A 24,162-nucleotide genomic window follows, 5' to 3' on the forward strand; every position below is an offset into this window, starting at 1 on the left:
GGCTTTATCTGCTCAGATGACCACTGCAAGAATTCAGATTTTTCTAAAATCAACAAAAAACCCTCATCCCTGGAAAGGGACGAGAGATTTTTTGGTTCCCGCGGTACCACCCTTGTTAGCGTCATGAACTGTTCATACGCTCACTTAATATCTTTAACGCAGACATGCGACAGAAGCTTTAACGCAACTGCAACTCTGAGGCGAGTTCAGAAGCAGATTTGATTGACTTTCACCAGCCGTCAATTCTCTAAAGACAAATACTGCTTTCCTACTACTCCTCTTCACTGTTCTTATCGTAACCGTCATCTAAGTAGTATTTTATAGAATTATGATCATAAGTGCAAGCAGGTTTGTATACAATGGGAATGTACCCTAGACTAGGGTAAAGTGAGGATATTATTCGTGTGGAGATCGGTTATGACGGTTGGAGCCTGCATCCTGTGAACGTTCTTCTCTCACAAAATCGAAGCTTCGCAGAACTGCTTCTCCTCCGTAACCTGAAATAATGGATAAGATGATCAAGTGCAGACTAGATTCGGGATTTGAGGATAAGACAAGCAGTGTAGCAGCAATCATCCCAACGAGCCAATCTTCAATAAACCCTAGATAAATAAACTTCTTTGTCATTCTGGGCTTCTCTAGCCTGCCTTTTTTCTTTACGTGACCGAGAATGCCCATGACCCCTCCAATGGCGCAAGCAATAATGACTTGTTGCAGCATTTTCATCACCTTCCTAAAGCCCTTAGAATAGTAAAGCGACTTCAGGCTGTCCAGCCCCCTGTAATGCCATTCTGCTGTTCCGTCATAATCCATGTAAAAGGTCTATTCTCTCTAACGAAGAAAAAAAGCTTGTTTCTTCCATTATATGTGAATGACCCAAAAACAATCTTGATGCATTGGAATCATTTTCACCTAATCCATATTAACTATTTTTGTCATTTTATGAATTATCCTCAAATGATCCCTTCTTTTTCTAATGAAAAGTCTCCTTACTTACTCTATTCTAATGGAGGACAAACTATGATGACAAATTTAACAAAGCGATTGCAATCATTGAAACAGAACATATGTTATGTTACGTTTAAAAAGAATTCATTTGGTTTTAAAAAAAACCATCTTAAATGTCTGATAGCAGCAGCAAAGGAGGGTAATATGGTCAGCTCGAACATCTTCGGCTTGCAAAAACAGCTTGAACTCATAAAAAAAGCGCTGGATCATGCGCGGATTGGTGTTGTCATTACAGACCCTTCTTTAGAGGATAACCCTATCGTTTATGTGAATCATGGCTTTACACAAATGACTGGATATAAACCAGATGAGATTCTTGGACGTAATTGTCGATTCCTCCAAGGAAAAGACACAAATCAAGAGCAACTTGCCTTAATACGTCACGGAATTCAAAACAAAACACCTATTACCACACAGCTCAAAAATTATAAAAAAGACGGTACTTTTTTTTGGAATGAACTCAATATAGACCCTCTATACATTGAACAAGATGACAAAACATTTTTTATTGGCTTTCAAAAGGACATTACAAAGCAGAAAGAATATGAACAACTCCTAGAAGATTCCTTACAGGAAGTCACCTCTCTGTCGACGCCAATTGTCCCAATCAAAAATGGTGTTTCCGCTCTTCCACTCATCGGAAAATTATCAGAAGAACGCTTTGATGCTATCGTCGCGAAGTTAACTTGTATATTAGAAGATTCAAAGGATGATTATTTAATTGTCGATCTTTCTGGTTTAATTGATGTCGATGATTCCGTTGCAGCGCGAATTTTCAAACTGCATCACCTGCTGAACTTAACTGGAACTGAACTCATCATCACTGGGATCAAACCACAGCTTGCGATGAAAATGAAAGACTTAGATACAGACTTCCAGAATACGATCACTTATTTAACAGTAAAAGAAGCAATCAAAGGATTGCCATTAGCTGAAAACCCTGTTTAAACAGGGTTTTTTTAATTGAACCGCTCCCCAAAATGGAAAAATGAGGTATGATAGGTATAAATAGCGATATAGGGGGGCTGCCAGATGATGATGTTACTCATCATAGGTCTTTTATGTATTTGTTTCGCCATAGGATATGCCGTCAATTTCTTATTACTTAAACACCAAAATCAACAAATCTTTTCAAAAAAACTCTTCTATTCTTTTTTGACCATTGGTCTTGTTTTTTCTATTATGTCATTACCGTTTGCCGGCACAGGTGCTCCGAAAGCACAAGCAGATCCATCTTCTGAACAGCTGCTGAAAGAGCAAAAACAATTAGCATCTGACATTTCTCGTCTAAAGGAAGACAAAGAAACGCTGACGGCCTCTTTAGAAGACGTGACCAAAGAAAAAGAAAAGCTATCCAAGAAATTAGAAACCATCACCTCCGAAAAGAAGACAGTCAAACAGCAAGAAAAAACCATCCATGAGCTTGAAGAGAAAATAGACAAGCTCACCTCTACAAACGAAACACTCAAAAAAGAACACCAGAAAGTAAACAAAGACACCACGTCATCGGCCCAGCGATCTGCTCCTAAAGATGATGGGTCGAATACTGGCGGTCATGAGTCACAAAAAGAAACAAAAAAAGAATCTGCCGCCTGTAATATTAAAGGAAGTGTCAACGGCATATATCACACACCGAGCAGCAGATACTACTCACGGACAAAAAACGTGACCAAAATGTTCTGCTCCGTAGAAGAAGCTGAGCGTGCAGGGTACCGGGCACCAAAGCAATAGACATCTTTTGACGATAAAAAAACCTCCTGTCAGCCCAATATAGGTACAGGAGGTTCTTCTTTAAATTTCTCTTCTTAATGCTGTTAATACATTCGTTTTTGTCGCCTTACGTGCTGGATTGAGTCCAGAAATAATGGCGACTCCTGCACTAATCACTGTTGCTGTGACCACAAGGCTTAGCGGAATATAGGAGAAGGTGATCGAGAATTGATCACTGGATCCCCCTTCAGACATAGAAGACAAAATTGCTGGAATGATTAAATTCACTGCAAAACTAACGATGTACGAGATGATAATCCCGATGATCGATCCAATTACCCCAATATAAGCACTTTCCATGAGGAACATTCGCTTAATAATGGAAGGATTCGCACCGATGGCTTTCATGATCCCAATCTCTTGTGTCCGCTCTGTTACGGCCATTGTCATCGTATTGAAAATGCCGATCGCCGAAATAATTACCGCAATACATCCAACAAAGATGAGTCCAATTTTAAAGACTGTAAAGAACATATCCATTCCTTCAAGCTGATTCGTCACAGAGATGACTTGATAGCCGTCATCTGTCAGCTTATCTGTGAGCGTACCGACATTGTCGAACTTATCAGCATAGACAGACGTCATTTTTTCGACATTTCCTGCATCAGGAGACAGATCGAGCACTTGACTAAATTCTTTTTGATAAGCATTCGGAATAAGAATTTTATGATCCTGCTGCCACTCCAAATTCGGTTTCTTCAATACACCGACGACACGGAAATCGAACGTCTTTTCTTTCACCACTTCATTTTCTTCATTCAGTTTTGGCACCTTGATTTGAATGACTTTGTTTAAAATTTCCTTCGTATAGCCTTTTGGCTCTTCCGGTGTATCTTCACCATTTGATGTCTGATTCATTTCTTTTTCATAGTCTTTTCGTTCTTTTTCCGTCCAAAGTTGTTCTGCCATTTGATACCCAACTACAATTTCATTCGCCGATGTTGGGACTTTTCCACGGTCTAGTTCAAGGCCTGCCTCTTTTTCTTCTTTCATATCTGTCAGTACAGCCTGCGTATCACTTGAGCGATTATCGAGCTCGACGTGAACCGATGGAATGATTGACGTTCTCGCAACGACAGATTTCGCATGATCATATTTCTTTAAATCGTCAACCTTGACGTCACCTTTTTCTTTGCCTAACACTTTAATTTCTGTGATAATTTGTTGTTTCATGATTTCATCTTGAGCCGATTTTTGCAGACCAAAACCAACTGACGCTAGAACGATTAAGAAAGAGCATGCCATTGTCGTTGCAAGTATGGTCATAAACACACGCAATCTATTTTTCTTCATATTTCTTCTGATGAATTTGACCTGATCTCTAAATTTCAATGGACTGATCCCCTTTCTTTAATACACCATCATGAAGCTGGAACGTTGTGTCTGCGATTGAAGCGACTTCATCGTCATGTGTAATGATGACAAATGTAATTCCTTTTTCACGATTAAGCTGCTGGATAAAGGCTAGAATTTCGCCTTCAGTTTCTGAATCCAGACTGCCTGTTGGTTCATCTGCTAAAATAATAGACGGATTAAGGATCAAGGCTCTTGCAATACTCACACGCTGCTGCTGTCCACCTGACAGTTCATTAGGATAATGCCCTGCGTGATGTTCAAGACCAACTCGTTTCAGCATTTCCTTTACTTTCACTTTTCGCTCAGACGGCTTCACACCTTTTAAAGTGAGCGGAAGTTCAACGTTCTCATATGTTGTTAAACTCCCGATCAATTGAAAGCTTTGAAAGATAAAGCCAAAATGATCTAACCGAAAGTCTGCCCATTCTTTCTCATTAAAGCCGGTCACATTGGTGCCATCAACCATAATTTGTCCGCTTGTTGGCGTAATATATCCCGATATTAAATTCAGTAAAGTTGATTTCCCCGAACCGCTTCGTCCGACGATACATGCAATTTCGCCTCTTTTAATAGACAAGTCAATGTCTTTGAGCACAGGAATCTCGTTCTCCCTGCCCTTTTTCCCAATTTTAAACACATGATCTAACGATTGAATTTGAATCATCTCTACTCCCCTGCTCTCTGTTTATCTTTTTCGATAGATTAAGAAATAACTCGTCAGTGCGCCTACAGCTCCACCGATGCACATGCCAACAAAATATCCAATTAATGAATCTGAAGAGAAACCAACCCAGCCAAACCCTAAGACGCCAAACACGATCACCATAATTTGAATTGGGCGATCCATTATTGAATAAAGGAAGAATCGGCCATTTCGTTCAATTGGATGTTTAATAAAGCTAAACAAGCCTATAAGGTAAAATAGCAACATCATGACAATTGGAACGATGTATTCTTCACCATTGAACCAAAGCGGATATTCCTGATAAAAACTGTTAGCTGTAATATAAGTAATGGGGGAAATGGGCGTGATCAAAAAATTAAAGATTTTATCCAGCCACATCCCGCTTGTTTTAAAGATAAAATCTAAATGAAGGATTGGTAAACCAATCACTAAGTAAGGTAAAATAGCTGTACTAAATCCAACGATTGCTTGAGAAATAGCACTCCCTGTTAAAGCACCTGCTGCAAAAAACAAACTATAGATCATCAAGGCTGACAACAACGCAGAGAAATAATGACTGTTGAATCCAGGTGTCTCTATTGGCCCAAGACCTAATTTTAATAAATAAATGAGAAGGTATGAAACAGCATGAACACTTGCAATAATTCCAGCACCTAAGAAAAACTTTGTGTGAAAGATGGAACTTCTACTAAACGGCAAGGATACGGTAAAGTCCATCTGCCCTTTATTTCTTTCAAATCCTAGCTGAATCACAGCAAAAAATATTCCCATGACCCATGAAAGTGAGAGAAATGCGTCCGTCTTAAAAATATAAGTGAATGTTGTTGTATCCATTAGACATTCTCGGTTTTCTAAACAATCTTGAAAGGATGAGTATTCCATTAAAAAGGATAATGGCGTCGCAAATACCGCAACAAGCATCACTAAAATGAATGTCAGCTCAGACTGCTTCCATTCCTTATATAACAATTGCCGCTTTACCATCTGCGTTTCCCTCCAAACTTCGCAATGAATACTTCTTCTAAATTTACAGGCAGTTCATGCCAGACTTTTGGTTCAAGCGATTTCAAATACTCTTTTGCTTCTTCATCTGTTTTGAGTACAAGTGCTGTATAGAACACACCCGCTTGATCTAAGATGGCAACGCCTTTTTTTCTAATACTTAAGTTCATATCCTCTTCAAATGCCATCTGGATTTTAACGTAGTCATTCTTTAATTCGTCTAAATCCATAACACTTGTGAGCTGATTTCCTTCCAAAAACCCGATTCGGTTACACATACGCTCAATATCCTCTAAACGGTGAGATGTAATTAAAATCGTTGTTTGTCGTTCTGCCACCTCGTCAATCATCAGCTGAAGAACGTCATTTCTTGTGACTGCATCAATCCCGTCTGTCGGCTCATCTAACAAAATGACTGCTGGTTTGATGGCAAAACTTAAAATGAGGGATAGCTGTTTCTTTAGACCTGTCGACAATTCACGGTATTTCACTTTTTCCGGAATCTCATACCGGTTCACAAGCTCATTGGCATATGTCACGTCAAACTTTGGATACAGTTGTTTTAACAGCTTCACAAGCTGTCCATAATTGTACCGGTCAAAGTAGGGATTTACGACTGGCATATACACAATATTTTGCTTCACTAACGGGTGGTCTTTTACGAGTACATCTTTAAAATAAATCTCTCCTTCATCTGGAAGAAGGATTTGCTGAATCAAGCGAAGAAGTGTTGTTTTACCAGAGCCATTCCGGCCAAGCAGACCAAAGATCTCTCCTTCGCCTATCTTGAAGGAAACGTTGCTGAGTACTTCGCGTCCATTTAATTTCTTTGATACATTTCTGACCTCAATCAACTTGTTTTCCTCCTTTTAGACTTGAGCTGATCTCCTCCAGCCACTCTTTGAGTTGATGAATATCAATACCGGCATAATGAGCTTCAATAATGAGTTGCCTTAATTGCTCCTTCATCTCTAACACCTTCCCTTCATTCAGCTTTAACTGTGCACCTTCTGTCACATACGTTCCACGGCCTCTTAATGTTTCAATAATTCCTTCCCGTTCAAGCTCTTTATACGCTTTGCTGACGGTGTTTGGATTCGCAATAATAATGGTGGCAAGCTCTCTCACAGAGGGCAGTTTGTCACCTGGTTTCATCACGCCTTTTAAGCACAAAATTTTTAACTGCTCAATGATTTGTTCATATATTGGTGCAGCGCTTCTTGGATCTATTTGAATCATGATGGCTCCCTCTTTTCTCATTCATGCTTTTGCAGTCCTATCGCTTGATCATGTCCTTGCATTAAAGGGACCGAATTTGGAATAAAATCTTTTTGAACTTCAAAACCAATGAAAACGAGAACGAAAAAAAATGTACATGCTAACGCAACAGCCAGCACCATCCACTTTAAATTGATTGGTTTTTTTTCTTTTTTCATGGTTAAACACCTTTCTTCACGTTTAAGTGTCTGTAGTGTATTAGTTGATGTAGTACACTTAATACAATATAGACACTTAATTGAAAAGTCAAGAGACTCTAGAAAAAAATAGGCAGACGAACCAGATAAAATGACGAAGCTACTTAAAAGCTTTCGGAAGCCAGGTTTGCTTCTGGTTTAGGGTGTTCAACACGTTAATAACTTTCATAATCGCCTGAAAAAGTGCATAATAAAAGACCCCGAATATTGAGGTCTCTACAATGTTTTAATTAGATACTATTACTTTGTTTTTGGACTTGCTTTTGAACAGGATTAGCACCCACCATACTAATAAAAATATATAGCCTATAACTGTAAAGATAGACCAAACTGCACCCTGTCGCAATTGACTAAATAAGTGTTCAAATTCATTCATTCCTTCTACTCTACCAATGCTATTTATCAGGCTAATAATCGGAATTGTAACAGTAAATACAATGGTTAGAATGGACAATCCCCTATGTTTATTTTTCACAACACTGAATATTGCGGTTCCTAATGTTGCTAAGAAAAACAAGTAATATAATGCCCAAAACCAATCAGGAAGAGTCTCCAACATTTCTTCTACCCCCTTGAAGATATTTGCAATTTCTATATATAACATACTTTAACAGAATAAAAACCTATTTATCCAAAAACAACTTTGCGAAAACAGCCAAAAAATAAAAACAGACCCTTAAAAGAAGGATCTGTTCATCATTCGTTCTCGTATGAAATACCTAAAATCATTTGGTTTTGCAGACTTTGAATTTGTACACGCGTTCTGTCTAAACGTTCTCTTTGCTGATCATTGGCGACATCTTTTAACTTTTCTAATTCATTCACCGCATCCTCAAGCATGAGCTGCGCTTTTGAAAATTCTTCTACGTTATAATGTTCTTGGCGAGAGCTCAAATCAAACTGTTCGCTTGCAAACTCAAGAGTCTCAGTGCTTTTTTGGACAAATTCATCGATTGATTTTCTAGTTGCCATCTAGCCATCCCTCCATTTCATCATTGCTCTCGCCTATTTTGCCCACGTAAAGCTTTTTCACTAAAGAAAATGTTGGACAGATTCAATTGTCCTCTTTCGTGATTTTTGTTAAACTTTAAGGATGCCTATTATTATGCAAGGAGGTTACTGACTTGGATCAGCATAACCCTTTTTTATATTCAAACAGCGAAAAACGTTATCACACATGGAATTATCATTTGCGTGAGCACTTTGGTCATAAAGTATTTAAAGTCGCATTAGACGGCGGCTTTGATTGTCCAAACCGTGATGGTACTGTCGCACATGGAGGCTGCACATTTTGCAGCGCAGCAGGATCTGGTGATTTTGCAGGGAACCGGGCGGATGATCTCATCACTCAATTTAATGAAATCAAGGACCGGATGCATACAAAATGGAAAGATGGAAAATACATGGCGTATTTCCAAGCTTACACAAACACACATGCGCCGCTTCCTGTTTTAAAAGAAAAATACGAAACCGTCATGAATCTGGATGGAGTGGTTGGTTTATCGATTGCCACAAGACCTGATTGCCTGCCAGATGACGTCGTGGAATATTTAGCTGAGTTAAACGAACGGACGTATTTATGGGTTGAACTTGGTCTACAAACTGTGCATGAGCGGACAGCGATGCTCATCAACCGTGCCCATGATTATGAATGCTACGTAAAAGGTGTAGAAAAACTGCGAAAACATGGCATTCGAGTCTGTTCACATATCATCAACGGTCTTCCTCTTGAAAACCCAGATATGATGATGGAAACAGCAAAAGCTGTCGCTGATTTAGATGTGCAAGGAATTAAAATTCATCTACTTCACCTGTTAAAAGGAACACCGATGGTAAAGCAATATGAGAAAGGCAAACTAGAGTTTCTCAGCCAAGAGGAATATGTCCAGCTTGTCTGTGATCAGCTGGAGATCCTGCCCCCAGAAATGATTATTCATCGTATTACAGGCGATGGTCCCATTGAATTAATGGTAGGTCCAATGTGGAGTGTGAATAAATGGGAAGTGCTCAATGCCATTAATGCTGAGCTTGAAAGACGTAACAGCTACCAAGGTAAACGCTTCGTCAGATTGGAAGAAGCGGCAAAATGATTTTAAAACGGATGCTCCCTTTTAGTAAAGAGCTGTTAGAACGTGCTTGTCAAAAAGGCGATATTGTCATTGATGCAACGATGGGAAATGGCCATGATACACGCTATTTAGCTGACCTTGTCGGGAGAGATGGACAAGTTTTCGCATTCGATGTACAGAAGGAAGCCATTGAGCAAACAAGCAAAAGACTTGGTAAGCACTATCCAAACGTTCACCTGATCCATGACGGACATGAACAACTTGCTGAGCATCTGCCAGCGGATGCTTATGGTCACATATCTGGTGCAGTGTTCAATCTTGGGTACTTACCAGGAGGCGATAAAACCGTCACGACTCAGGCCCATACGACCATTGAAGCGATCAAACAGCTCATTGATTGGTTAAAGCCTGGAGGTCTGATCGTTCTTGTGATTTACCACGGGCACCCTGAAGGAAAAAAAGAGAAGGACATCCTCCTTGATTATTGCAAAACACTCCATCACGAAGAAGTACAGGTGATATCTTATCAATACATGAATATTCAAAACGACCCGCCCTTTGTGGTAGCCATCGAAAAAAAACTCAAATCCTCTTAATGGATTTGAGTTTTATTATTTAATAAGCGTATTGGTCAATGATTTCTTCAAGCACTACTTCTAGCTCTTCTGCATCTGCAAGCTCTGATCGAGTAAAGCGGACACGTACAAGCTGTTCTCCGTCATTATACATTTCTTCCAGCCAGCCACGCAGCCCTCTTGCTCTGCGGTCAACTTCAAAAATGAGATCTAGCCCCTCTTCATCAATGAAGAAAATCACCTCTAACTCATCAAGCATTTGACGATAATAATCGGAAGTCGGTATGAACTCAAACTCTTGAACAAAGGGAAGGCGGCGCCTGAAATAAGGTGCTTCTTCGCAGTCTGCTTCATGAAGGTGAAAGCCTAAGTTTCCAACAGCTTCAAGCACACGATTCACCCACGGGTGCGCGCTTACAAAAATGCGGTCATGATCAGATTTATCAATACCACCTTGAATATCAAGGTCTGTCACAACAGCCACCTCTACTTTACCTACAGTCATTGGTGTATCAAGAGGAAGGTAAAAAGAGAAAGTAAACTGATGAGCTTCCCCTGGCTGAATCGTGAATGATTCAGTCACTCGGACAGAATGGATCGTTGTGTATTTTCGCTGCTCTTCATCATCTTTTACGATGGTGTACCATGTATTCAACTTTAAATCAATATAGCGAATATCTTGAGGCACTTTTCCGCCCTTCACATGGACTGTTCCCTTTACTTCTTCTCCCGGTTCATACGCATCTTTCTCCAAAATTGTATCCACTTTTGCTGCACCGATTCCTACACTTGCTGCAAACTTTTTAAAAAACGACATATTCGACCTTCCCCTTTTTTAAAATTTCCAACAAATATACGCCATAAGAAGGAGATACGATTCGCTTGATTCATACTTTTCTCCTACTTTTCGCACACTAAGAATAATATCGGTAGCAAATAAGAGGATTGTAATCATAAAAGAACTGTACATGGCCCAAAGCAAAACAGTTCAAAACAAAAAAGCTTGTAGAAAAACATTTTCTACAAGCTGATGAGCTTATTTTATACGTTAAGAAGATTTCATCCAAGGCATTTTCTGATAGGTTCGATAGGCTCTGCCATTGATATAGAAAAAGAACGATGTTTTCCCGCTTGATTTGATCAACCGCTTTGCCAGCTTGTTCATCTCTTTTTGAGCTGTCACTTTTTCATCAGACAAATAGACCGCAAGTAACCCTCTATTGATTAGTTTGTGAAAATTCTCGTGTGGAATGCCTTTCAGCTGTTCATCCGCTTTTTCAATAAAATGCTGTAGTCTATCCATCATCTCATGATGAGAGTTGTAGTACGAGCAAAAATTCAAATCGCCTTCCAACCTGTCCTCTTCTTGGTCGATTAAATAGTCCAGTAAGATGTGCAGACCTTGGATATAAGGGAAATAACTTTCGTAAATTTGCTTCGCCTGCTTCTCTGTAAAATCAGGCTGCAGTGCATAAGCCACAAGACAGAAAATACCCAGCGTTGATCCTGCACATGCGGAAAACTCATACCACTCCATCTTTGGTAAATCCTTTTCATACTGGCGGAACCATGACTCTAATCGAGGTTCACGCTCATGAGGAACCACATGCTTATGTACTTGTAAATCACTATAATAATCACACAGCGTATGTAAATAGGGCTGAATGATCGGATAATGCGCTAGACGTGACAGCACATCTTGGCACGTCCTGACTAGCGCATGCAAGTACCCATGATCCTCTTGATCATCACGGAATTGATAATACGGCTTAAGCTCCGCATGAATATCGAGTGCATCTCTCATCGCTTGATGCAGCATATGAAAATCCTTTGGATCAAGTGATGTACTGCGGTCACACAAGTTATCTAAGTAATCGCTAATCGTTTGGTACGCCACAATGAATTCAATACACGTTTCCTTCGCTTCACCTGCAAGAAGAGATAAAATTCCCCCGCCTTCACAGTGAAAGGTTTTACTGGATATGCTCGCTAGTGCCTGCGTTCTCAGTTCTTCATTTTCAATCATTTCTGCATGCGCCCGCCACTTTTTTAGCTCCTGATGAACTAGCGGAAAAATATCTTTATACACCTTCGTCATCAGTGCAAAAGGACGTTCTGGTACTGACAAATCAATCCACCCCCAACTTAAGCTCACAATCAAATATATTGATCAGTAAAGGCTCTTGCCGCCTTAAACACATCTTCTCGCTCGGGCTCATTAAAAATTTCATGATAAAGCCCTTCCCATTCACGGTATGATTTATTGGTTGATTCAATGCCATTGAACCATTTCATCACTCTTGTTTTATCTACAATCTTGTCATCGCCTGCCTGCATGAGCAGGAGTGGAATCGACCGAAAGACATTCGTTGGCTGCATCGCCGCATCGATATTTTTCACCAGTTCTCGATACCAGCGAACCGACACCTTCGTCACATAAAGCGAATCATTGGAATCTGCCTCTATCACATCTTGATTCCGTGTAGCAAGTTCGATCGACAGCCCAGATTCGACTTTAAAAGACGGCGCCAGCACATTTAGCCCTTTTGACGCAAAATCCATCAGCTTCTTCGGTTTAAATTGCAGACCTAAACAAGGTGATGATAAAATAAGGCCATCAATCTTCGTATGGGTATACTGCTTGAACCATTCAATCGAAATCAGTCCCCCCATACTATGTCCAAGTAAAAATGTCGGAAGTCTGAACGACTTCGCATGTTCAATCCATTCATCCACTGTATCAATGTATTCTTGAAAAGAACGAATGTGGCCTCTCGCACGTGTCGATGTCCCTTGCCCAGGCAGGTCACCCATGACGACGTGATAGCCTGCATTTCGCCACATTTCGATCAGCCATTTATATCGGCCATGATATTCACTAGCACCATGTACAATGACAATTGTACCAACCGGTCTTTCAGCATGCCAAGTCCACAAAGTAAACACCTCACAAATGTTGTATTAAGAAAGGAAGTCGAAAAAGTGATTTATCCATATCATCAGTTTACACCTGAGATTCATGAATCGGTCTTTATTGCAGAAAACGCCACCATTACAGGTGATGTCACAATTGGAGAATATTCAAGCGTTTGGTTCCAAACGGTCATTAGAGGCGATGTAGCTCCTGTGAGAATTGGAAAAAACGTCAACATTCAAGACTTATCCTGTCTGCATCAAAGTCCTGGAAAAACACTTCTTATTGAAGATGGTGCTACCATTGGACACCAAGTCACATTACATAGCTCTATCATTCGAAAAAATGCCCTCATTGGCATGGGTTCCATCATTCTCGATGGTGCGGAAATTGGCGAAGGAGCCTTTATTGGTGCAGGTAGCCTTGTCCCGCAAGGAAAAGTCATCCCAAAAGGTTCACTCGCTTTTGGCCGTCCAGCCAAAGTCGTTCGCCAGTTAACAGATGAAGATATCCAAGACATGGATCGTATCCGCAGAGAATATGTAGAAAAAGGACAATACTATCGTTCCCTTTTATCGCGTTAACATCATACATGTATCTTCACTTTATCATGTTTTTTTCAGGATATTAAGCAATAACTGTGTACCGCTTGTTATTTTACCCTTTTCCACTACTTTCTATCATGACAAAAAAGGTTTTCAGCACAAAGCTGAAAACCTTTTTCATTAGCTAAAAATAACTTCTTTCGGCTGGTGATTCAACTGCTCTGGATCAATGCTGCGCTCTACATAGATGCTATGCCAGATCATAAAGATCAGGACAGTCCAAATCTTACGGCTATGATCTGCTTTTCCAGCACAATGATCATTTAATAAATCAAGAACATATGCCTTGTTAATGTATTCATCTGTCTGACTGTTTTTAATGATATCTTTCGCCCAAGCGTTCATCTCATTTTTCAGCCAATGACGAATTGGAACAGGGAAACCTAGTTTTTTACGGTTTAACACATGGTCCGGCACAATGCCTTCTGCTGCTTTACGCAATAAATATTTCGTTGTGCCGTCTTTCGTTTTCAACTCTTCTGGAATTTTAGAAGCTGCTTCAAATACGACCTTATCAAGGAATGGAACACGAAGCTCAAGAGAATTCGCCATTGTCATCTTATCTGCTTTCAGCAGGATATCCCCGCGCATCCACGTATGGATATCAACATATTGCATTTTGTTAATATCGCTGTAGCCTGCACTTTCCTCGAAGTATGTTTTCGTCACGTCACGATACGTGATGTTCGGATCATACTGCTTTAAGAGGTTTTTCTTCACTGGCTCTTCAAAGATTTTCGCATTGCCGATATAACGTTCCTCTAATGGCGTACAGCCGCGAACGATAAAGCTTTTCCCTTTCATTCCTTCTGGCATTAAACGAGCCAGACGAAGAAGAAGCTTTTTCAGCATGGATGGTACAGATTCAAAAGGCTTTAGAGATAGCGGCTCACGGTAAATATTATATCCACCGAACAGCTCGTCTGCTCCCTCACCTGAAAGAACAACTGTGACTTGTTTTTTCGCTTCTTTTGCCACGAAATACAATGGAATCGCCGCTGGATCAGCCAAAGGATCATCTAAATGCCAGACGATCTTTGGAAGCTCATTCATATATTCCTCAGGAGAAATCACAGCACTAAAGTTTTGCAATCCCAGCTTATCAGCTGTTTCTTTTGCTACATCTACCTCACTGAATCCATCCTGCTGGAAACCAACAGAGAATGTCTTCAGTTCAGGGTGAAATTCCTTTGCGACCGACACGATGAAAGAAGAATCGATCCCGCCTGATAGGAATGAACCAACAGGCACATCACTTCTCATGTGGACTTTTACAGAATCATAGATAGCATCACGTACTTCTTCTACTAATTTCTGCTCTTGTGTTTGTTCAGGTTTGAATTGAACTTTCCAGTAAGTCTTAAATGCAATGTCTTGGCCTGGACGCAGTGTAAACTGATGACCTGGCTCGACTTTGTGCACTTTTTGATCAAGTGTATTTGGCTCAGGAACGAACTGAAAAGACATGTACTGCTGCAAAGCAGTCTCATCAAATAAAATGTTCTCATTCACAGCCATTAAGCTTTTGCGTTCAGAAGCAAAGTACACTTGGTCATCCAATTGTGTAAAATAGAGCGGTTTAATGCCGAAAGGATCTCTTGCGCCATATAATAACTGCGCTTCTTTATCCCAAATTAAAAATGCAAACATCCCGCGAAGCTTCGATGCCGCTTCTTCTTTATAGTGGCGATATGTGGCAAGAAGGACTTCCGTATCAGAATCTGTGCTGAACGTATAGCCTTTTTTCACAAGCTCTTCTTTCAGCTCCACATAGTTATAAATTTCTCCGTTGAAAATAATCCAATATTTTTCATCTTCATAAGAAAGCGGCTGCTTTCCGTGTTCAACATCTATAATACTTAAACGTCTAAATCCAAATCCTACATGCTCATCATGAAAGTACCCCTCATCATCCGGACCTCGATGAACGATGAGACGATTCATTTGCTTAATTAACTCTTCCTGCTCAGTAGTTTCGGACAATGGACGGTGATTAAATACACCAACAAACCCACACATATTATTGCCTCCACGTTATGTTATTTCTTAAAAGTAGACCTATAATTAGACAGTATTTTGTCCAATTTTGTTTCACATTTTTACGCTTTTTGTAGAATTTTTTTTAATCAAAAGGAAAACCGCTTAAAATAAGCGGTTTTGTATGTTGTTATTCTCCTAATGCTTCCTTGCGAAGCGTGTCGGCTTTATCCGTTTTTTCCCATGGAAGATCCAAGTCATGACGGCCAAAGTGTCCGTATGCAGCGGTTTGTTTATAGATCGGACGACGTAAGTCAAGCATTTTAATAATGCCAGCTGGACGAAGATCAAAGTTTGCACGTACCACTTCAATTAATTTCTCTTCAGAGGCTTTTCCTGTTCCAAATGTATCAATTGAAATGGAGACAGGCTGTGCAACACCAATTGCATAAGCAAGCTGTACTTCACATGAATCTGCAAGACCAGCTGCTACGATGTTTTTCGCTACATAGCGAGCCGCATATGCTGCAGAACGGTCAACCTTCGTTGCATCCTTACCAGAGAAAGCACCGCCACCGTGACGAGCATACCCGCCATAAGTATCAACGATGATTTTACGTCCAGTTAAACCAGCATCCCCTTGAGGTCCACCGATAACAAAGCGGCCTGTTGGGTTGATGAAGTATTTTGTTTCTTCATCGATCAGTTCACTTGGAACGACAGGGCGGATGACATGCTCTTTTAAGTCGCTTTGAATTTGTTCAAGCGTCACTTCTGGTGCATGCTGTGTAGAAATAACCACCGTATCAATACGAACTGGTTTGTTTTGTTCATCATATTCAACTGTTACTTGAGTTTTTCCGTCTGGACGAAGGTATGCAAGTGTTTCATTCTTGCGTACTTCTGTTAAACGGCGAGATAATTTATGTGCAAGAGAAATCGGCAGTGGCATAAGCTCTTCAGTTTCGTTGTTTGCAAAACCAAACATCAAACCTTGGTCACCTGCACCGATCGCATCAATTTCTTCTTCAGTCATTGTTCCTTCACGTGCTTCAAGCGCTTTGTCTACACCTTGCGCAATATCAGCAGACTGTTCATCAATTGATGTAAGAACCGCACATGTTTCCGCATCAAAACCATATTTCGCACGTGTGTAGCCAATTTCCTTAATCGTGTCACGCACCGTCTTTGGAATGTCGACATAAGTAGACGTTGTAATCTCACCGCTTACTAATACGAGACCGGTTGTTACAGAAGTTTCACAGGCAACACGTGCATTTGGATCTTTCTTTAAAATTTCATCCAAAATGCTGTCTGAAATTTGATCACAGATTTTATCTGGATGTCCTTCGGTCACTGATTCTGAAGTAAATAAACGACGATTTTGACTCATAATGGCTATTTCCTCCTGTACAAGACCACATCATCCCAAGATGAGGCCTCCAATATGATACGGAACTCGTTCCCTCTTATATTTCAACATGTTTATATTAGAGATGTTATTGGCAATTTGTTCATATGATATCCCAAAAATAAAAAAACCATTTCCTTCATTGCGAGGAAAGGGTCTGAGATCGCATGCCTTTCACTCTTATCGCTCAAGGTGTTCTTGTACCTTGCATCAGGTTAGCACCTTGGTTTCTCAGCATGTTCATGCCTTTTTCATAAGAAACCGGTTGCTGGGCTTCATCGGGCCTGTCCCTCCACCAACTCGGGATAAGAGTATCCGTTCAATAAGATATCTTATCTTAAACCCTTGCGTCATGTCAATGGTTCATAGGAATTATCTCCCCTTTTTTTCACCTCATCATTAGCATCACCAAAAAGCATATTTTCATAGCAGAAATGAAAAAACACACACAAAAATGTTTAAATAGTATAGACTATTATTATCAATGTGTTATACTAATCAAAACAAACAAATTCAACGGTAAAGGAAGGGTTTTTTTATGAACTCAGTGGATTTAAAAGAAGATTTGCAGTCATTGCTCTCATTAGAAAATACGCACCAAAATTTATCTGTTCCGAAACTTGTTGAAAAGATTTTGGCACGTAATGAAGGCGTTTTAACTTCAACTGGTGCTGTCCGCGCAACAACGGGTGCCTACACTGGACGTTCGCCTAAAGATAAATTCATCGTAAAAGAAGAAAACTCTGAACATAAAATTGATTGGGGTCAAGTGAATCAGCCGATCTCGAAAGAGGCATTTGATCGTTTATATACAAAGGTTGTGTCATACTTAAAAGAACGTGATGAACTATTTGTCTTTGATGGTTTTGCCGGTGCTGACGAAAAATACCGTATGCCAATTACAGTTGTAAATGAATTCGCTTGGCACAATCTCTTTGCAAAGCAACTATTCATCAGACCTGATGGATCAACACCATCATCAAACGAAAAACCTTTCACCATCTTATCTGCACCTCACTTTAAAGCAGATCCTGAAACAGATGGCACAAACTCTGAAACGTTTATTATCGTTTCTTTTGAAAAACGGACGATTCTGATCGGTGGAACAGAATATGCAGGTGAGATGAAAAAATCCATTTTCTCTGTTATGAACTACCTGCTTCCTGAACAAGATATTTTATCAATGCACTGCTCTGCTAACGTCGGTCAAGAAGGCGATGTTGCTTTATTTTTCGGCCTTTCAGGTACTGGAAAAACGACGCTTTCTGCAAGTGCAAGCCGCAAGCTGATTGGAGACGATGAGCACGGTTGGTCTAACACAGGTGTCTTCAATATTGAAGGCGGATGCTATGCAAAATGTGTGAACTTAAGTGAAGAAAAAGAACCACAAATTTACAAAGCCATCAGCTTCGGATCAGTGCTTGAAAATGTAGTACTTGATGAAGAAACACGTGAAGCAGATTATGATGACACATTCTTTACTGAAAATACACGTGCGGCTTACCCAATCGAAATGATTGATAACATCGTGAAACCAAGTATTGCAGGTCACCCATCTGCCATCGTCTTTTTAACAGCTGATGCATTCGGCGTTTTACCTCCAATCAGCCGTTTAACGAAAGAACAGGCGATGTACCACTTCTTGAGCGGTTACACAAGTAAATTAGCGGGAACTGAGCGTGGTGTGACGTCACCAGAAACAACGTTCTCTACTTGCTTTGGTTCACCATTCTTGCCACTTCCTGCTCATGTCTATGCTGAAATGCTTGGTAAAAAAATCGATGAGCACGGCGCAAAAGTATTCCTTGTGAATACAGGCTGGACTGGCGGCGGCTACGGTACGGGCAAACGAATGAATCTTGCTCATACAAGAGCAATGGTGCAGGCAGCGATCGAAGGCGATCTTGACAACGCTGAAATGATCACTGACGACATCTTCGGATTACACATCCCGCTTCATATTCCAGGAGTGCCAGATGAAGTGCTTCAGCCTGCTAAAACATGGGACGATCAAGAGGCTTACAAAGAAAAAGCAAACTTCCTTGCAAATGAATTTAAAAAGAACTTCAAAAAATTCAGCCATGCAGCAAGTGATATTGAAGCAAAAGGCGGACCACTCGTCTAATCAAAAGGAAAAAGCTGAGGGAATGAATCCCTCAGCTTTTTTAGTTCGTTGAATGTAATGACACAAGACGGTACGTCACCTTCGTGATATTGTCTGTGAGCTCCAGCTTTTCAACATGTGCTGTTCCCGTTTTTTCTCCGTCTTTCGTTTTACGCACCTCAAGCGGAATATTTAATGGATAAATGCGGTACCCTTCCTTCATGAGCTCAAACACATTTTCTTCAATTCTTGTCTCTTTTCCTTTTGTGACAATCATTGTATTAAATTCAACAGGCATTCCCATAATGAAAATCCCCCTACTTTCTATATTTCTTTCTACCGTTTATTTTACCACATTTCCGCCTTTTCGGCTGTGCATCCATGTCGTCAGCCGTCTGACAATCTCCCGGTTATGCTGTGGCGGGAAATAATGATGATATCCGTGAAAATACCATGTTTCCACAGACTTGCCATGCTGACGCAGTGCATCTTCTAATAAATACGCATGCTCAATGGATACATTCTCATCCAGCTCCCCATGAATGATTAGGACAGGTGCTTCAATTTGGTGCACATGATTCAAAGGCGTTCTAGCCTCATATGCTTCTGGTACCTTATGCGGAGGACCTCCTATCACACGCTTCATCATTCTTCTCATATCCACACGTTCTTCATAGGTGAGCTTCATATCACTTACGCCTCCCCATGTCACAAAGGAAGCGGCCTCATGCTTCATTTCAACAGCGGTCCATATGCCCATAATTCCGCCGCGGGAAAAACCAAAGATATGAATGCGCTCCTGCTTCACCTTTTGATGATGTTTCAACAGCTGAAATGCAGCAAATGCATCTTTCCGGTCTTCTCCGGCAAAATCCTCGTTCCCTTCGCCTCCTTGATTCCCTCGGTAGAAGGGCGCAAAGACGACAAACCCTTGCGCAGCAAATTGCACAATTCGGCCAGGTCTAACCATTCCCACATTTTTAATGCCGCCCCGTAAATATAAAAAACCGTCATAGAGACCTTCTCCTGCCGGTTCAGCGAGCAGCCCCTTCATCCGAAGTCCATCGGCCTCATATGTCACTGTATATAAGTGAATATGCGGATGTGGCGACGGGAACCTTCTCTTTTCCACAATCACTTGAATTCTCTCCTTTTCATTCGGTGTTACGTCAAATGCTTGATAATGGCCTCTGCGACGAGCTGTCCTGATTTTGTCACCATCGGAGTGCCGCCGCCTGGATGACTTGTGCCCCCAACAAACCAAAGTCCTTCAATATCCTTTGATTGATTATTGATGCGAAAAAATGCCTGCTTGAACGAGTTTGACGACATGCCATAAATGGCCCCATGATACGCTCCCGTTTTTTGCTGCAAATCAAGCGGGGTTTGTACCGCTTCAAATTCTACAAGCTGGTCAAGATCAAAGAGACCCTTTTCCTTTAGTTTTGTTTTCATATGCTGGCCATATGTCTCCTTTAGCATGTCCCAATTTTGCTCTTTTGTCACATATGGCGCATTGGCTAATACAAACAAGTTACTTCTTCCTGGCCCTCCGCTTAAAGCTGGCTCTGAATGACCTGAATAACAGATGTAAAGCGTCGGATCATGAGGAAGCTGTTTTTTCTGAAAAATATCCTTGAATTCTTGTTCATAATTCTCTGGAAAAAACACGTTGTGATGAGACAGTTGTTCATAGACTTTAGGGACGCCCAACAAAAGAACAAAACCTGATAACGATGGCTCAATGTTTGCCAGTTTTTGATTTCCAAAGCTCGGGCGGTCTTCTTCATCAATTAATTGGCGATAAACAGTCAGTGCATCTGCCCCCGCAATGACTTGATCTGCCTCATATAACTGGTGATCTGTTTCAACTCCTTGGATTCGCTTATTCTTTACATGAATCTTTTTGACTGGTTCATTGAGATGAATTCGGACACCCAATTCCTTTGCCAGTGTCTCAAATGCCTCAACTAAACGATGCGTACCGCCCTTAATACCATAAATGCCTTTTTCTCCTTCTAAATAAGCCATCATATTAAAAATAGCAGGTGCCTCGTATGGAGAAGAGCCAATGTAAGTCGCATACCGGCCAAACATCGCCAATGTATGAGGATGACGAAAATATTGACGTAGCAAACGCTGAACAGATGTAAAAGGTTTGACAGCAAGAAGGGCTTTCATTAGCTTGACATCCGCTTTATCCTTCCAGGTCAATAATAAACGATTTAAAAACTGATCCTCTGCCATTTGAAAAAGCTTCTTCGATTCCTGTAAAAATGCCCGGTATTGCTGTGCATCCTCTGGACTAAAAACTGCAATTTGTGATTCCATTTGCTCAATATCTGGCGTAAACTCGACCGTATGTCCATCTGAAAAAACATTTTTAGTAAGGGGGAATATCGGATAAAACGTCACATAATCCTCCATTCGTCTATGACAGGAGGTAAATACTTCCTCAAAATACGCCTTCATTGTAATGGTACTCGGTCCTAAATCAAAAGAGTAGCCAGACGCTTGATGGCGTTGTAATTTCCCGCCTAAAGAAGCTTCTTTTTCTAAAATGGTGACCTGGAAACCGCGTGACTGTAAGCGAATCGCAGCCGATAACCCGCCAAGTCCGCCGCCAATAATGATCACTTTTTTCATTCGTACCTTCTTCCTTTCCATTCATAGCCTTCTTTTTTCAGCCCAATTTTCATAGAAGCAAAACCAATGGCAATCAGGCTCATGATACTGACAGGCAATAAAAAGGCCATCGTAGACGTTCTTCCATTTTCGATATCAATGACCGCTTTAATGGATACACCCAGCCCGTAGCAAAGAAGGGCTAAACAGAGATTGACCACATCAAAATGAATTAGTGCGATCATAAAGCAAATAACAGGAACTACATAAAGGACGGAGTATAAACAAAAGACACTGCTTAACAAAGCAATGTTTCGATTCACTCCCGGGAACAAATTTTTCCGATATCCTTCCCATACTTCCTGTCCACTCTCATACATTCTCATGTAGACAAAAGAATGAATACTTGCCAGTGTGAACGGAAAGCCCTTCGCTTTCACTCGTTTAGCCAAAGCCATATCATCCACAAGAGAATCCTTGATCGCTTCATGACCACCTATTTCGTGATAACAGTTCTTTTCAATGGCAATAAAGCCGCCATGTGCTGCGGCAAAAGCAGGATGTTGAGATGTTCTGACCCACTTCACTGGCAGATGACAGCCAATCGTAAACATCATCATAGGAACGACAAGATGCTCAAAAGGCGTTCCCGTTTTTTGCTCTGGGAAACCTGAAAGCATGCCCGTTTTTTGTATGCATAACTGCTTGTACACCGCTTCAATAGCTCCTTGTTTTAAGCGGACATCTGCATCTAAAAATAACAGCCAATCAGAAGATGCTGCCTCAGCAAGCTGGGAACAAGCATATGATTTTCCAAGCCAGCCACGCTTCAATACTTGACCTGACTGCACGCGAATCCATGGATATGTCTCTGCGAAGCCCTCTGCAATCATTCTCGTCTGATCTGTCGAGTGATCATCCAGCACGATCAACTCTTTCGGATGGAGACGCTGATCAACAATCGACTGAAGGCAGGCTTCCAGCCGTTTTTCTTCATTTCTCGCTGGAATGAGAACCGATAATGAAATGGGTTCATCAGGTGAAAGAGATGCCGGCTTGAGTACAGGAAATTGCTTCATATTCCAAATCGTAAACATCAATTGGCAGAGCAGCAAAACACTGATGACAATTAAGAAGATCGCCATGTTTTCACCCACTTTTTAAAGGAATCAAACGCATCACTAGTTGACCGGCTTGTCCTTGTCACCTGCCTAAAATGTTCGTTTGTTGAAAAATCTGGATCAGCAATAACCTGTGCTTGATGTGCGTTTAACTGTGTTTCAAGCAGGTCTCCGAGTAAACTTGTTACTTCCTTACTCCGAAGTGATCGGCCAGCTACTAGGACATCTTCTCCAAATTCAACCGATACCGTCGGTTTTTGAAATTGATTAAATGTATAATGCAGCGTCACAGGTTTGATGACGACCTGCTCAAATTGCCTGACTAAAAAAGAAGCTCCGCCTTCCAGTTCAAGCGGCCTTATGTCTTGGTGCATAATTTTCCCCTGCGGGAAGAGCCACACAGCCCCGCCAGCCTCCATCTTCTCCTTTGCGGTCATTAATGCCTGCTTGACACTTTTCAGCTTCTCTTTATGAACTGGAAATGCACCAAGTTTTTGAAAAAAAGCATATTGCTTCAACTGCTTCTCTTCCATCATCATGGCATGATCCAGCTCAGACATTTGTTCTATTAAAAGAAAAATGATCAGTCCATCCCACCATGAACTGTGATTAGCAAGATAAAGAACAGGATGCTTCTCCTTTGGGTCAACCGTACCTTTCATCATGACACAGCGAAAATGTTTGTTCAGTAAATATCGTTCAAGATAAAAATAAAAGAGTCGTCTAAACGATCGGTTTTTGTCGCTTTCTTTCAAATCGAACCCTTCCTTCACACAAGATGACAATGATCAGTGCTAAATAAAAAATGACATCCAGCCCGCCCTTTAATGCTAAAAGACCAAAGAAGAACACCATGGCCTGATAAATACGCCCATTCCAGCGCAATGCCTGCTGATCAATTGATACGAGCGGGAACAGAAATGAAAGTCCTGCTCCAATGATACCCCAGCTGACAAAATTCTCAAAAGGGATACCAAAGAAACCTCCGCCGTCATACCACACCCAAAACTTTCGTTCAGCCGCTACCGGATCTAATATGAGATCAAGCAGTACAATCCATATACCCGTTTCGACGGCTCGTTTCCACTTCGATTGTTGTCTTGATAAAAAAAGACTATTTAAAAACACACCAACCCATGCAAAAGCGATCGTCAAAGGCACTCCCGCCACAAGAAATCCAAGTGTCGGATAATAATCATAGGCCCCAAATGGAAAATCAGTTGTGATCCCCACCCATTCAACTGTAAACGTCAACACACCCACAATGGCTGCTCTTACGATCACAAAGCTCCATGCCCCGTAAATATTTCGGCCAATCTCAATGACGCAGCAGGCATAAAGCACAAGAAAGATACCATTCGCAAACTGAAGCCATGCCGGCACTTCAAAAAAGACCATTAAAATAAGACCTACTACATACCAACCAACAAATACCCAACTCAATCTATACACGAAACCGCTCCTT

General features: G+C 40.9%; 26 protein-coding genes, 1 riboswitch and 1 other annotated feature. Of the genes, 6 read left to right on the forward strand and 20 right to left on the reverse strand.

The window, feature by feature from the left end:
• Positions 1-72 precede the first annotated feature (72 nt).
• Positions 73-294, reverse strand: a binding site (T-box leader).
• A gap of 102 nt (positions 295-396) precedes the next feature.
• Positions 397-726, reverse strand: coding sequence for a DUF4257 domain-containing protein (locus NSQ52_RS14225; protein WP_008343006.1), 330 nt, complete (start codon positions 724-726; stop codon positions 397-399).
• 426 nt (positions 727-1,152) lie between these two features.
• On the opposite strand from NSQ52_RS14225, the gene NSQ52_RS14230 reads away from it, so the two are divergent.
• Entirely contained in the window at positions 1,153-1,956 is an 804-nt protein-coding gene (locus NSQ52_RS14230; protein WP_007501884.1) for an STAS domain-containing protein, read from the forward strand.
• Between the two features lie 84 nt (positions 1,957-2,040).
• Positions 2,041-2,739 (forward strand): hypothetical protein, encoded by a 699-nt coding sequence (locus NSQ52_RS14235; protein ID WP_338704081.1) that lies wholly within the window; start codon positions 2,041-2,043, stop codon positions 2,737-2,739.
• A 60-nt stretch (positions 2,740-2,799) separates the two neighbouring features.
• Here the strand turns inward: NSQ52_RS14235 and NSQ52_RS14240 are convergent, their stop codons facing one another.
• From NSQ52_RS14240 to NSQ52_RS14275, 8 genes are all read right to left on the reverse strand, one after another.
• Positions 2,800-4,110, reverse strand: a complete 1,311-nt coding sequence (locus tag NSQ52_RS14240) for an FtsX-like permease family protein (protein WP_335364556.1) — start codon at positions 4,108-4,110, stop codon at positions 2,800-2,802.
• Entirely contained in the window at positions 4,100-4,798 is a 699-nt protein-coding gene (locus NSQ52_RS14245; RefSeq protein WP_007501890.1) for an ABC transporter ATP-binding protein, read from the reverse strand. Before NSQ52_RS14245 ends, NSQ52_RS14240 begins: the two co-directional genes overlap by 11 nt.
• Before the next feature lie 21 nt (positions 4,799-4,819).
• A complete protein-coding gene (locus NSQ52_RS14250) occupies positions 4,820-5,803 on the reverse strand; it encodes an ABC transporter ATP-binding protein (protein WP_047945254.1) in 984 nt (327 codons plus the stop codon).
• A complete protein-coding gene (locus NSQ52_RS14255; protein ID WP_007501894.1) occupies positions 5,797-6,675 on the reverse strand; it encodes an ABC transporter ATP-binding protein in 879 nt (292 codons plus the stop codon). Before NSQ52_RS14255 ends, NSQ52_RS14250 begins: the two co-directional genes overlap by 7 nt.
• Entirely contained in the window at positions 6,668-7,060 is a 393-nt protein-coding gene (locus NSQ52_RS14260) for a GntR family transcriptional regulator (RefSeq protein ID WP_024719312.1), read from the reverse strand. The genes NSQ52_RS14255 and NSQ52_RS14260 overlap by 8 nt, the downstream gene beginning before the upstream one ends.
• Before the next feature lie 17 nt (positions 7,061-7,077).
• Complete coding sequence (locus NSQ52_RS14265) at positions 7,078-7,257, reverse strand: hypothetical protein (protein ID WP_008342991.1); 180 nt, start codon at positions 7,255-7,257, stop codon at positions 7,078-7,080.
• A 265-nt stretch (positions 7,258-7,522) separates the two neighbouring features.
• Entirely contained in the window at positions 7,523-7,855 is a 333-nt protein-coding gene (locus NSQ52_RS14270) for a hypothetical protein (protein WP_061419967.1), read from the reverse strand.
• Positions 7,856-7,992: 137 nt separating this feature from the next.
• On the reverse strand, positions 7,993-8,268 hold the full coding sequence (locus tag NSQ52_RS14275; protein ID WP_017367895.1) for a YtzC family protein: 276 nt from the start codon (positions 8,266-8,268) through the stop codon (positions 7,993-7,995).
• A gap of 152 nt (positions 8,269-8,420) precedes the next feature.
• Between NSQ52_RS14275 and NSQ52_RS14280 the strand changes: the two genes are divergently transcribed.
• A complete protein-coding gene (locus NSQ52_RS14280; protein ID WP_342473491.1) occupies positions 8,421-9,386 on the forward strand; it encodes a TIGR01212 family radical SAM protein in 966 nt (321 codons plus the stop codon).
• Positions 9,383-9,961, forward strand: coding sequence for a class I SAM-dependent methyltransferase (locus NSQ52_RS14285; protein WP_342473492.1), 579 nt, complete (start codon positions 9,383-9,385; stop codon positions 9,959-9,961). Before NSQ52_RS14280 ends, NSQ52_RS14285 begins: the two co-directional genes overlap by 4 nt.
• Before the next feature lie 19 nt (positions 9,962-9,980).
• On the opposite strand, the gene NSQ52_RS14290 is transcribed toward NSQ52_RS14285, so the two are convergent.
• The 3 genes from NSQ52_RS14290 to NSQ52_RS14300 form a co-directional block, all read right to left on the reverse strand.
• Positions 9,981-10,757 (reverse strand): sporulation protein, encoded by a 777-nt coding sequence (locus tag NSQ52_RS14290; RefSeq protein WP_144680040.1) that lies wholly within the window; start codon positions 10,755-10,757, stop codon positions 9,981-9,983.
• A gap of 231 nt (positions 10,758-10,988) precedes the next feature.
• Positions 10,989-12,068 (reverse strand): tetraprenyl-beta-curcumene synthase family protein, encoded by a 1,080-nt coding sequence (locus NSQ52_RS14295; protein WP_017358359.1) that lies wholly within the window; start codon positions 12,066-12,068, stop codon positions 10,989-10,991.
• A gap of 29 nt (positions 12,069-12,097) precedes the next feature.
• The gene (locus NSQ52_RS14300; protein ID WP_019743683.1) at positions 12,098-12,877 is read right to left on the reverse strand and encodes an alpha/beta hydrolase; all 780 of its coding nucleotides are present in this window, start codon (positions 12,875-12,877) and stop codon (positions 12,098-12,100) included.
• A 45-nt stretch (positions 12,878-12,922) separates the two neighbouring features.
• On the opposite strand from NSQ52_RS14300, the gene NSQ52_RS14305 reads away from it, so the two are divergent.
• Positions 12,923-13,438, forward strand: a complete 516-nt coding sequence (locus tag NSQ52_RS14305; RefSeq protein ID WP_268360648.1) for a gamma carbonic anhydrase family protein — start codon at positions 12,923-12,925, stop codon at positions 13,436-13,438.
• Between the two features lie 141 nt (positions 13,439-13,579).
• Here NSQ52_RS14305 and asnB read toward each other — a convergent pair whose 3' ends face one another.
• Both asnB and metK read right to left on the reverse strand, forming a co-directional pair.
• Positions 13,580-15,478, reverse strand: coding sequence for an asparagine synthase (glutamine-hydrolyzing) (gene asnB / locus NSQ52_RS14310; protein WP_047945244.1), 1,899 nt, complete (start codon positions 15,476-15,478; stop codon positions 13,580-13,582).
• A gap of 148 nt (positions 15,479-15,626) precedes the next feature.
• Positions 15,627-16,829, reverse strand: coding sequence for a methionine adenosyltransferase (gene metK / locus NSQ52_RS14315; RefSeq protein ID WP_008342973.1), 1,203 nt, complete (start codon positions 16,827-16,829; stop codon positions 15,627-15,629).
• A 195-nt stretch (positions 16,830-17,024) separates the two neighbouring features.
• Positions 17,025-17,159: riboswitch (SAM riboswitch) on the reverse strand.
• A gap of 226 nt (positions 17,160-17,385) precedes the next feature.
• Here metK and pckA point away from each other — a divergent pair.
• Positions 17,386-18,972 carry a phosphoenolpyruvate carboxykinase (ATP) gene (pckA, locus tag NSQ52_RS14320; RefSeq protein ID WP_007501908.1) on the forward strand — a complete coding sequence of 529 codons (1,587 nt, stop codon included), beginning with the start codon at positions 17,386-17,388 and terminating at the stop codon, positions 18,970-18,972.
• 40 nt (positions 18,973-19,012) lie between these two features.
• Here pckA and NSQ52_RS14325 read toward each other — a convergent pair whose 3' ends face one another.
• Genes NSQ52_RS14325 through NSQ52_RS14350 form a run of 6 tightly spaced genes read right to left on the reverse strand, consistent with a single transcriptional unit; the run spans position 19,013 to position 24,149 of the window.
• Positions 19,013-19,255, reverse strand: a complete 243-nt coding sequence (locus NSQ52_RS14325; RefSeq protein ID WP_017358362.1) for a DUF2584 domain-containing protein — start codon at positions 19,253-19,255, stop codon at positions 19,013-19,015.
• A gap of 39 nt (positions 19,256-19,294) precedes the next feature.
• Positions 19,295-20,089 (reverse strand): prolyl oligopeptidase family serine peptidase, encoded by a 795-nt coding sequence (locus NSQ52_RS14330; RefSeq protein WP_017367901.1) that lies wholly within the window; start codon positions 20,087-20,089, stop codon positions 19,295-19,297.
• A gap of 26 nt (positions 20,090-20,115) precedes the next feature.
• Positions 20,116-21,597 (reverse strand): phytoene desaturase family protein, encoded by a 1,482-nt coding sequence (gene crtI / locus NSQ52_RS14335; RefSeq protein ID WP_039168338.1) that lies wholly within the window; start codon positions 21,595-21,597, stop codon positions 20,116-20,118.
• A complete protein-coding gene (locus NSQ52_RS14340; RefSeq protein ID WP_039168335.1) occupies positions 21,594-22,721 on the reverse strand; it encodes a glycosyltransferase in 1,128 nt (375 codons plus the stop codon). Before NSQ52_RS14340 ends, crtI begins: the two co-directional genes overlap by 4 nt.
• Positions 22,706-23,452 carry a lysophospholipid acyltransferase family protein gene (locus NSQ52_RS14345; RefSeq protein ID WP_039168332.1) on the reverse strand — a complete coding sequence of 249 codons (747 nt, stop codon included), beginning with the start codon at positions 23,450-23,452 and terminating at the stop codon, positions 22,706-22,708. The genes NSQ52_RS14340 and NSQ52_RS14345 overlap by 16 nt, the downstream gene beginning before the upstream one ends.
• The gene (locus NSQ52_RS14350; RefSeq protein ID WP_017358367.1) at positions 23,421-24,149 is read right to left on the reverse strand and encodes a carotenoid biosynthesis protein; all 729 of its coding nucleotides are present in this window, start codon (positions 24,147-24,149) and stop codon (positions 23,421-23,423) included. The genes NSQ52_RS14345 and NSQ52_RS14350 overlap by 32 nt, the downstream gene beginning before the upstream one ends.
• Positions 24,150-24,162: the final 13 nt, after the last annotated feature.

The sequence above is a fragment of the Bacillus sp. FSL W8-1141 genome (assembly GCF_038593205.1).
Lineage (GTDB): Bacteria > Bacillota > Bacilli > Bacillales > Bacillaceae > Bacillus > Bacillus altitudinis.

What these genes read in the sequence shown, in the direction of transcription:
- NSQ52_RS14225 (WP_008343006.1), bottom strand. Translation starts at nt 726, where the DNA reads ATGAAAATGCTGCAACAAGTCATTATTGCTTGCGCCATTGGAGGGGTC.
- NSQ52_RS14230 (WP_007501884.1), top strand. Translation starts at nt 1,153, where the DNA reads ATGGTCAGCTCGAACATCTTCGGCTTGCAAAAACAGCTTGAACTCATA.
- NSQ52_RS14235 (WP_338704081.1), top strand. Translation starts at nt 2,041, where the DNA reads ATGATGATGTTACTCATCATAGGTCTTTTATGTATTTGTTTCGCCATA.
- NSQ52_RS14245 (WP_007501890.1), bottom strand. Translation starts at nt 4,798, where the DNA reads ATGATTCAAATTCAATCGTTAGATCATGTGTTTAAAATTGGGAAAAAG.
- NSQ52_RS14250 (WP_047945254.1), bottom strand. Translation starts at nt 5,803, where the DNA reads ATGGTAAAGCGGCAATTGTTATATAAGGAATGGAAGCAGTCTGAGCTG.
- NSQ52_RS14260 (WP_024719312.1), bottom strand. Translation starts at nt 7,060, where the DNA reads ATGATTCAAATAGATCCAAGAAGCGCTGCACCAATATATGAACAAATC.
- NSQ52_RS14265 (WP_008342991.1), bottom strand. Translation starts at nt 7,257, where the DNA reads ATGAAAAAAGAAAAAAAACCAATCAATTTAAAGTGGATGGTGCTGGCT.
- NSQ52_RS14270 (WP_061419967.1), bottom strand. Translation starts at nt 7,855, where the DNA reads ATGTTGGAGACTCTTCCTGATTGGTTTTGGGCATTATATTACTTGTTT.
- NSQ52_RS14275 (WP_017367895.1), bottom strand. Translation starts at nt 8,268, where the DNA reads ATGGCAACTAGAAAATCAATCGATGAATTTGTCCAAAAAAGCACTGAG.
- NSQ52_RS14285 (WP_342473492.1), top strand. Translation starts at nt 9,383, where the DNA reads ATGATTTTAAAACGGATGCTCCCTTTTAGTAAAGAGCTGTTAGAACGT.
- NSQ52_RS14290 (WP_144680040.1), bottom strand. Translation starts at nt 10,757, where the DNA reads ATGTCGTTTTTTAAAAAGTTTGCAGCAAGTGTAGGAATCGGTGCAGCA.
- asnB (WP_047945244.1), bottom strand. Translation starts at nt 15,478, where the DNA reads ATGTGTGGGTTTGTTGGTGTATTTAATCACCGTCCATTGTCCGAAACT.
- metK (WP_008342973.1), bottom strand. Translation starts at nt 16,829, where the DNA reads ATGAGTCAAAATCGTCGTTTATTTACTTCAGAATCAGTGACCGAAGGA.
- pckA (WP_007501908.1), top strand. Translation starts at nt 17,386, where the DNA reads ATGAACTCAGTGGATTTAAAAGAAGATTTGCAGTCATTGCTCTCATTA.
- NSQ52_RS14325 (WP_017358362.1), bottom strand. Translation starts at nt 19,255, where the DNA reads ATGGGAATGCCTGTTGAATTTAATACAATGATTGTCACAAAAGGAAAA.
- crtI (WP_039168338.1), bottom strand. Translation starts at nt 21,597, where the DNA reads ATGAAAAAAGTGATCATTATTGGCGGCGGACTTGGCGGGTTATCGGCT.
- NSQ52_RS14340 (WP_039168335.1), bottom strand. Translation starts at nt 22,721, where the DNA reads ATGGCGATCTTCTTAATTGTCATCAGTGTTTTGCTGCTCTGCCAATTG.